This is a genomic window from Microcoleus sp. AR_TQ3_B6, from assembly GCF_036702785.1.
GTDB lineage: Bacteria > Cyanobacteriota > Cyanobacteriia > Cyanobacteriales > Microcoleaceae > Microcoleus.
The window spans coordinates 1-9,556 of the sequence record NZ_JAUBVJ010000153.1; the positions used below are offsets into that span (position 1 = coordinate 1).

5 protein-coding genes are annotated in these 9,556 nt (G+C 43.1%); 3 read left to right on the forward strand and 2 right to left on the reverse strand.

Features of this window, described 5'->3' with window-relative positions:
* Positions 1-1,032: 1,032 nt before the first annotated feature.
* Positions 1,033-1,875 (reverse strand): DUF4231 domain-containing protein, encoded by an 843-nt coding sequence (locus QUB56_RS35445; protein WP_332961045.1) that lies wholly within the window; start codon positions 1,873-1,875, stop codon positions 1,033-1,035.
* Positions 1,876-2,310: 435 nt separating this feature from the next.
* Complete coding sequence (gene gor / locus QUB56_RS35450) at positions 2,311-3,654, reverse strand: glutathione-disulfide reductase (protein ID WP_332961046.1); 1,344 nt, start codon at positions 3,652-3,654, stop codon at positions 2,311-2,313.
* A 527-nt stretch (positions 3,655-4,181) separates the two neighbouring features.
* Between gor and QUB56_RS35455 the strand changes: the two genes are divergently transcribed.
* The 3 genes from QUB56_RS35455 to QUB56_RS35465 all read left to right on the forward strand — a co-directional run bounded on the left by QUB56_RS35455 (position 4,182) and on the right by QUB56_RS35465 (position 9,485).
* Positions 4,182-7,508 (forward strand): HEAT repeat domain-containing protein, encoded by a 3,327-nt coding sequence (locus QUB56_RS35455; RefSeq protein ID WP_332961047.1) that lies wholly within the window; start codon positions 4,182-4,184, stop codon positions 7,506-7,508.
* 83 nt (positions 7,509-7,591) lie between these two features.
* On the forward strand, positions 7,592-8,251 hold the full coding sequence (locus QUB56_RS35460) for a Uma2 family endonuclease (protein WP_332961048.1): 660 nt from the start codon (positions 7,592-7,594) through the stop codon (positions 8,249-8,251).
* 469 nt (positions 8,252-8,720) lie between these two features.
* Positions 8,721-9,485, forward strand: coding sequence for an ABC transporter ATP-binding protein (locus QUB56_RS35465; RefSeq protein WP_332961049.1), 765 nt, complete (start codon positions 8,721-8,723; stop codon positions 9,483-9,485).
* Positions 9,486-9,556 lie beyond the last annotated feature (71 nt).

Sequence of the window (9,556 nt, forward strand, 5' to 3'; positions counted from 1 at the left end):
CTGCCTATCTTTTTTTACCACAAGTTGGCTCAATCCTTACTAACTATGAGTTTGGGGCGGGTCGTCACCCCCCCAGGTAGACCCCTCATTAATTGCCACCGCCGTAATCGCCGGAATCTCAAAAAAAATAAGTGAGGAATCCTGTAAATTGAATACTTACAAATAAATTGCGACATAGGTAGAATAAAACTCTCAAGTATCAGTCAAATATCAAACATTACACAAGCAAGTACACTATCGAATGAAAGCAAAATTAAAAGTCCCAAGACGTTGTATACCAATTCTTGCAGGAGTCGTAAATTTTTTACCCCACCCCAACCCTCCCCGAACTCGCGGTCCGGGAGTAAGAAATTCACAAGTGATTTAGGCTCGCTATAGTAACAAACAAGATGCTTCGGCAGCTATCGAGTTAAAAAATAACTAAAAAATTTGCTCAAAATAGCTTTGTGGTTAGAGTCTACTACCCCAAATCCAGAAAAAGAAACTCAAATATTGGTGTCAAGATGACACTAGACTTGGCTTAAAAACGATTGAAATAAAAAAAATTACAGCTTTGGGAGTCAAACCAATAGGTCAAGTACAAGGGAATTTTAAAATCTATTATTTATATAGCAATCCTTGCAGGAGTCGTAAATTTTTTACCGCACCCCAGCCCTCCCCGAACCTGCGGTTCGGGAGTAAGAAATTCACAAATGATTTAGGATTGCTATATGGGGCAGTCACCCCACAAACAGGAGCAAGCTTGATTGTTGGAATTCTCACCTAAGAATAGTGTAGGTTTTCAAAATTTATGGTATTTATAATGCTGCTATTACTGACTAATGGTGCTGCTATTTGGATCGGAGATCGCTGGCTCCACAGTAAGATTCAAAATTGATATCTGCTTGCACCAAGTCTTGGCATTTCGATGGCAACTCGCTTATGGATATGCCTTCCTCAGAAACAGAATTGACTTCTTCTGCTTCTGAGGAGGATTTGCCTAGCAGTTAGCCCTCACTTAACCCTACCTGCTTACTGGTATTGTCAGCTTCGTTAACTCTGCGGCGAATTTGACTCGGTAGATTGAGCTGGCTCTGTATTCTGCTCCTGTGACCGTGTCTCCTCTGGTTTTTGGATTTGCTTGAGATGAATCTCATTCACCTGAGTGATAAAGTTTTCTATTGCCATTTTTGCCATTTGTTGATGTTGGGCTTCGTCGGCTCCATCATCGTAACGATAAGCCGGACTCACTCCCAATACAAATTTCTCCTGTTCCGCTTCTAACAATTCCACAGTTGTGTTAGCCGAAATCCAATTCTCCTGAAAAGGAAATGAGGTAACTATACTGGCGACTATCGAGGCGACAGCGGGACAAATTACTGGCAGCCACTTGAAAAACGCTTGACTTGGTTCCAATTTGTCTACCAATACTAAAATTGGTGTGACTCCCGATAAAATAACGGTTGCCAATTGGAAAGTGTAGTAAATATTTCTCGAAGTCTCTCTGGTGTTTTTATAGTCGTCAATCAACTCCTGGCAATATCGTAAAGCCTTTTCTCTCACGGGAGTTATCTGATTGTTATTCGCAGCAGTATTCGGGTTTAATAGATAACTGTAGAGTTCCGCTTTTCTGCGGATCTCTAACTCATTAGCGCGATTCCTAAAGTTGTTAGCCAATTGTCTATTGGCGAGGAAGAGAAAAATAAAACTAGAGAGAAAAACCGCTGCCCAGATAACGATAAGTTGATTGTCTGGAAAAACTCTAGTAAGGCTCCATGCACCAATAAAAGCTGCTAGAGATAAATACTCAATAATTTTCACGAAAGATAAAACTTGTGGGCTTGATGAGACGGTATTGGAAATCTCGATCTGGTCTCGATCCACAGAAGTAGTCATTGGTTTGTAGTCAATGTGGTTATCAGACACAAGTTTAGCCTATTGGGGTTGCTCTTCTACGCCAGCTCTGTCAAGGTGGTGAAGAAGACCCTCAAACCTTTGAAAAGTGGTTGCTGGCGATCGTTAAATCTTCTTGTTTTAACAGGGGATTACCAATAAGCTAGGTTTATTGCCGATCGCCAATCGGTAGGATGACGTAATGCCGGTCGATCGCACCTTATTTATCAGGGCTTTCAGTCTTAAGTTGACAGCAAGGGGCATGGCCGTGTCTTGATTTAACTGGTTCCTTTCGCTCCAGGGAAAGTAACGAGTAACGAGTAAAAATAGAGGCTCTTCCTCGCCTATCTGCGTTACTTTCGCTCCAGGGAAAGTAAGGAGTAAATTGACACGGCTTGAGCAATGCCGCCTCCTGATTGCCGCATCCCGATTTTAGCTTTACCGCAGAGTCACAAACTCTTCAGCAGTCGATGGGTGAATGCCAATAGTCGCGTCGAAGTCTTTCTTGGTAGCTCCCATATTAACCGCGATCGCCATTCCTTGAATAATCTCGCCCGCGTCTTTCCCAACCATGTGCACGCCCAAAACTCTGTCAGTATTAGTTTCAACGATTAACTTGACAAAAGTTTTCTCATCTGCACCTGTCAAGGAGTGAAACATCGGTTTAAACTTGGCTGTGTAGCACTTAATTGAGTCGGGAAACTTTGCTCTCGCCTGCACTTCGTTTAAGCCGACTGTACCCGCTTCCGGCTGGGAAAATACCGCCGACGGGACATTTTCGTAATTGATTGCTCTCGGATTGTGGCCAAATTCAGTATCTGCAAAAGCGCGTCCTTCGGCGATCGCAATTGGCGTTAAATTGATGCGGTTGGTGCAATCTCCGACTGCAAAAATGTGCGGCTGACTGGTGCGGCTGTCTTTGGTAACTGCGATCGCACATTTATCGATTTCTACTCCCGCATTTTCTAAAGCCAAATTTTCCAAATTCGGCAAGCGCCCCGTTGCGCACAACAGCGCGTCTACTATGAGCGTTTCTTCGGATTTCCCCGACAAAGTTAATTTTAAGCCTTCTGGGGTTTTCTCTATGTGGTTGATCGAGCTTTCTGTCAAAATTTCTATGCCGTGCTTAATCATTCCTTCTTGCACGTTGGTGCGAATATCTGTGTCGAAGTCCTTCAAAATTAAGTCGTTGCGGATGATTTGAGTTACTTTGCTTCCCAACCCGTTCATAATGCAAGCAAATTCGACGCCGATGTAGCCGCCTCCCCAAATGGCCAACCGTTTTGGCTGCTCTTTTTGCAGGAAGATTTCGCGGGAGGTAATCGCGTGTTCGATGCCGGGAATTGGGACTCTTCTGGCTTCTCCGCCGACTGCTATTAAGATTTTGGCGGCGGTATATTTTTTGTCACCAACTTCGACGGTGTGGGGGTCAATAAATTTGGCGTATCCTGAGATTAATTCGACTCCGGCTTTTTCGAGGAAGCTGATGTGCAGTTTGCTCAGCCGCCGCACTTCTGTGTCTACGCTGGTGATGAGTTTTTCCCAATCAAAGCTGCTTTCTACTGGACTCCAACCGTAGCCTACCGCATCTTCGTAAAGGTGCGAAAATGTTGAAGCGTACACCATGAGTTTTTTCGGGACGCAGCCGCGAATTACGCAGGTTCCGCCTACTAAGTCATTTTCGGCGATCGCCACTTTTGCGCCGTAGGATGCTGCTCGCTTGGAACTCGCCAATCCGCCGGAACCCGCACCTATCACAAACAAGTCGTAATCGTATGTCATAATTGTCGTGAATCTCCTATCTCAAATTTACCCATTTTACGCTTTACTTTTTTTAATGATATCTCAAAAATTTTTTGTTTTTTTTTGTGGTCAACTACTTTACTTTTTGCGCTGGCACTGCTATTATTTAATAATAGGAATCTGTGCGTTAATTTTAAAATTGATCACACTCCCATTATTAGATTATAGCACAAGCTATCGACAAGAAATATATAAAAATGTAACTATTTTCGAGCGGTAGCCAAGAATAAAAGAGCTAATTGTCGATCGCTCGTTATAGCCGAGTCGAACTCCAGTAAATCCCTGTAAAAAAGCGCAACTTTGATGCTCTTCCCAATTTTTAAGGGGTAGTAGGGGGCAACAATCAGGGGCGATCGGGGCCAATCGCAGCGCAGCGATAGAAAACTGATACTACCTTAACCTATCGGGGCAATCACGGGAGATTATTACCCTACAGTTTGTGATAATTTCATCAATCCTTGATAATTGCTATATTATAACCATAAATTAATTCTCGGGCTAGCTTTATGATAGATTGGCTTTTGCTCTGGGGAGCAACGGAAGCAGTAGGCATTCTCGTTAAACCCATCTTAGAAGATTTAGTCAAAGACGGCGCGAAGGATTTTGCTAAGGATTTTTTTAAAGATTCCCTGAAAAACGTCTTATTAGGCGAAAAAGACCCGCGAAAAGTCGCAGCGGGCAAAGCCCTCAAAAAGTTTTTGGAGTTGGTACAACAGCAGTTAAAAATCGCCGGACTTCCCCCCGAGGAAATTAAGCGGTATATTAAAGATGTTAAACAGTTTATCAATAACAAGTCTGTTAAGGAAATTTTGGGCAAGGCTTTTGAGAGCGATCGCGAGTCTCTCGATGCAGAACTTCTGGAACAAACCTGGAGTCAACTAGATTTAACTCCTTTACCAGCAAGATTTAAGTGGCAAACCATCGCCAATCAGTATCTGGCCGAAGTTCAAGAAATTCTCTTTGACTCAAAAGACTTGCGCGATATCTTGAATGCTCAAAATCTGGATAGCATTCAGAAAAATACTCAAGAAACGGCGGGGATTATTCCCGATTTTGACTTGAGGCAATATCAAGAAGCTCTGTGCGAGCGTTACAGCAATCTCAATTTAAGCAGCGTCGATCCCAATACCTACGATTATCGCGAAAAACTGAAGGTTTGGCAAATCTTTATTTTCCAAGATGTGCGATCGATTTACGAATCATTTCTGCCCCAAGCTTACGAAATTCCTAAAGAACATCAACGGCGGCTGCAAGACTGCAATCAATTAGACGCGATCGAACTAGAAAATTTAGAGAAATATCGGCGCGGTTATTTTTCTCAGCCGATCGTCTCGGTGTTAGATGTTATCAATGACAAGCAAAAGTATCCCTACATTGTTATTTTAGGCGACCCGGGTTCTGGCAAGTCTACTCTGTTACAATATTTAGCATTAAACTGGGCGATCTCGCCCTTAAATAGCGTGACATCTCTGCCGATTCCGCTGCTAATAGAATTGCGGACTTACATTCGCAGCGGGGAATCAGGACATTGCAAGAATTTCCTGGAATTTTTCCATCAAAGTCCCGGTTCAATTTGTCACTTGAATCAGCATCAATTGCAGGCACAGCTTAAAGCAGGCGAGGCTGTGGTGATGTTCGACGGGTTAGATGAAATTTTCGATCCCGGGAAACGAGATGATGTAATTACGGCGATTCATCGGTTTACCAATGAGTATCCCCGCGTGCGAGCGATTGTCACGTCTCGGATTATTGGTTACAAACCTCAACGGTTGCAAGATTCAGGGTTTCATCACTTTATTCTCCAAGATTTGAATGCCGAACAAATTCAGGATTTTGTTCGCCGCTGGCACGAATTAACTTTTACTGATCCTGGGGAAAAAGCGCGGATTAGTCAGCGCATGGAAAGAGCATTAGCGTATTCATCAACGATTCGAGATTTAGCGGGTAATCCGTTATTGTTGACGATTATGGCGATTTTAAATCGCAGTCAAGAATTGCCGAGAGACAGGGCGGAACTTTACAATCAAGCTTCGCGGGTGTTGCTGTATCAATGGGATGTAGAAAGGTCTTTAGTAGAGGATAGCAGGCTCAACCCGAAAACTATTGATGCTAAAGATAAGCAAGAAATGCTGCGGCGAGTCGCTTACAAGATGCAAGCAGCACCTGAAGGGTTGGCTGGCAATATTATTAGTGCGGAAGATTTGGAGGATACCCTCACAGCATATCTGAAGAATAAAGATTTCGATCGACCGAAAGAGCGGGCAAAGTTGATAATTAACCAACTGCGAACTCGCAACTTTATTTTATGTTATTTGGGTGCGGATACTTATGGGTTTGTGCATCGAACTTTTTTGGAATATTTCTGTGCGTCGGAGGTTGTATATCGATTTGAAAAAACCCGCCAACTTTCTTTAGAAAAGTTGAAAACTGGGATTTTTGGCAAGCACTGGGATGATGAATATTGGCACGAAGTTTTGTGCTTAATTGCGGGATTGATAGATGGACGGTTTACAGGGAAATTGATTGAGTTTTTGATTGAACAGTCTGAGGAATTTGAAAATTGCCAGAGCCTGTTTTTGGCTGCAAAGTGTTTGTACGAGGTGAGAGATAGAAAAATTATTGCTGGGATTGATAGTGAATTGCTTGAACGTTTAAAAGAGTTAACGAAGTGTGCTCTCAGCGAGCAGAGCATAGGTCTTCATGTAAAGGGCAAAGAAATTGAACTGGTTAGAGAAATTCATACTCAAGCAGTAAGTGCGATCGCCTTTACTTGGAAAGATGACCCTAAAACCTTACTTTGGCTCAAACAACTGGCTGAATCTGATGATGATAATTGGGGTGTGCGATATTCCGCGATCCAAGAATTAGCATGGGGATGGAAAGATGATTCCGAAACCTTACCTCTCCTCAAACAACTGGCTCAATCTGAAGATGACAATTGGGCCGTGCGACACGCAGCAGTCCAAGAATTAGTACGGGGCTGGAAAAATGACCCGGAAACTTTAGCCATTCTCAAACAAATAGCTCAATCTTATGATGATTCCTTTGTGCGACGTTTAGCAGTCCAAGAATTAGCATACGGATGGAAAGATGACCCTGAAATCTTACCTGTTATCAAACAAGTAGCTCAATCTAGTGGTTGTAAGGGTGTGCAAAGTGCAGCAATTAAAGAATTAGTACGGTGGTGTAAAAAAGACTCTGAAACCTTACCTATTCTCAAACAACTAGCTCAATATGATGATAGTTCATATGTGCGAGAAACAGCACTTCAAGAATTAGCACGGGAGTGGCAAGATGACCAGGAAATATTAGATATTCTCAAACAACGCGCTCAATATGATGATGATTCGGATGTCCGAGAAGTAGCAGTCCAAAAATTAGCACGTGGGTGGAAAAATGACCAGAATATCTTACCTATCCTCAAACAATGCGCTCAATATGATGATGATTCAGATGTACGAATTGCCGCATTCCTAGAATTAGCACGTGAATGGAAAGATGACGCGGAAACCTTATCTATCCTTAAACAACGCGCTCAATATGATGATGATGATTTTAGGGTGCGATTTTTAGCACTTACAGAACTAGCATATGGGTGGAAAGATGAACCAGAGATATTTGAATGGTTGTGCTATATAGCTATCAATTATCCTTTTGAAGGTCAGTATAACTTCCAAGGTAATCCCAGACAAATAGCACTTGGAATCATGCTCGCTCAATACCCCGATCGCCCAAAAACTTTAGAAATACTTCGCGATCGATTTGCCAACGATCCCGATGAAAAAGTCCGCAATTTTGCCCAGGAACAATTGGCAAAATTAGAGAATGTGTAATCTAAACAAAAAAAGTATCAACAAATTATGCTAGTTCAAAAACTAGTATAATTAATATCAGATAGTTCTCGGAGACAACCACTATGCAAGTCACGACCGAAGAAATTATTTATCCATGCAGCGACGGTCAACCAATGGCAGATAGCACAATTCAATACAAATTAATTGTCAAAATCAAAGAAGGTTGCGAATCGCTGTTTAAAAACGACCCAAACGTGTTTGTAGCAGCCGATTTACTGTGGTATCCAGTTGAAGGTAGACCAGACATTTCTCAAGCACCGGATGTCATGGTAATATTTGGCAGACCAAAGGGCGATCGACGTTCCTACCTGCAATTTAACGAAGATAATATTGCTCCCCAAGTTGCCTTTGAGATTCGCTCTCACAACGACAGACAAACCAAGATGTACAAAAAACTTTCATTTTACAATCGCTATGGAGTCGATGAATATTACCTTTACGATCCCGAAAACAACGATTTGAGCGGTTGGCAAAGAATAGAAGGAAACTTAGAAATAATTGAGCCGATTGAGGGCTGGGTAAGTCCGAGATTGGGAGTGCGATTTGAGTTGGGCGAAGCTGGGTTAGAAATATATCGACCCGATGGACAAAGGTTTCTTTCCTATGCGGAATTGGAGGAACAGGGGGAATTAAACCGCCAGCGTGCCGAACAAGAAGCTCAAAGGGCCGAACGTTTGGCAGCAAAACTGCGCGAATTGAACATCGATCCTGAGAGCATTTAAGCGACAAATTGTTTAATTTAGGGCTTACGCATCAAGACCACAGAAACCGGGTTTTTTATGGTTGATTCGGGCTGTAGCGAATGATTTTCGTGAAAAAACCCGGTTTCTCACCACCCTTGTGCAAGTCCCATAATTACAACTTGTCCGACTTGTTTAAAGTCGCGAAGCAATCTTCATTCTTCGGGATTGGTTCACTCCAATCCGCTGCATTTGCAAAGACGCCTGATACTGAAATTAGCCTCCAACCGAGCGCCCTGACCAAGAATTTATTGATGGTACCCGCCACGTGATTTATCCGTGGAATCAATCCAAAATCTCAAATCGAAAATCCTCAAGAAAGAGCATTTATCCGTGGGGTCAATCTAAAATCTAAAATCTAAAATCTAAAATCTAAAATCGATTGACCGCCGCCAAAACCGATAACAAGTGTTAAGTTAGTAGTTAGTTGTGTCGATCGCACAGAAAAAAAATGCCAGAACTACAAACCGATACATACCAAGACCTCGACCCGCAAGTCCTCTCAAAGCCCGTTGTTGTCGGTCTGGAAGACGTAACAAAAGTTTACGGGATTGGGGACCTGGAAGTTCGCGCCTTAAACGGCGTCAGCTTGACCGTAAGACAAGGAGAATATTGCTCGATTATGGGCGCATCGGGTTCCGGCAAATCTACAGCTATGAATATTATCGGCTGTCTCGATCGACCTACGAGCGGCAGTTACTACTTAGACGGCGTAGATGTCGCCCAAATGCCCGAAGGAGAATTAGCCGGAATTCGCAATTTAAAATTAGGTTTTGTCTTCCAACAATTTCACCTGTTGCCTCAACTGACAGCACTAGAAAATGTCATGTTACCCATGGTTTATGCCGGCATTCCCGCAGGAGAAAGACGCGAACGGGGAGTAGAGGCTTTAACAAAAGTAGGCCTGGAAAGTCGCCTGCAAAACAGACCGAATCAACTATCAGGAGGACAGCAGCAGCGCGTAGCCATCGCCAGGGCTATCGTCAACCGTCCCGTGTTGTTGCTGGCTGACGAACCTACAGGTGCATTGGATACAAAAACAACTCAAGAAGTAATGGATATTTTTACCGAATTCAACGAAAGCGGCATGACAGTTGTTATGGTAACCCACGAACCCGAAGTGGCGCGTCAAACTCGCCGCGTTGTCTGGTTCCGCGACGGTAAAGTTATTCACAACAATCTCAAACCCGAAGAGCTTTCCCACGCTGTATTTTAGGATCGCGAATTAAATAACTTACAATTTTAATTGTTATTGTGGGATGGGCGTCCCGCCCGTCCAAAAAGGAC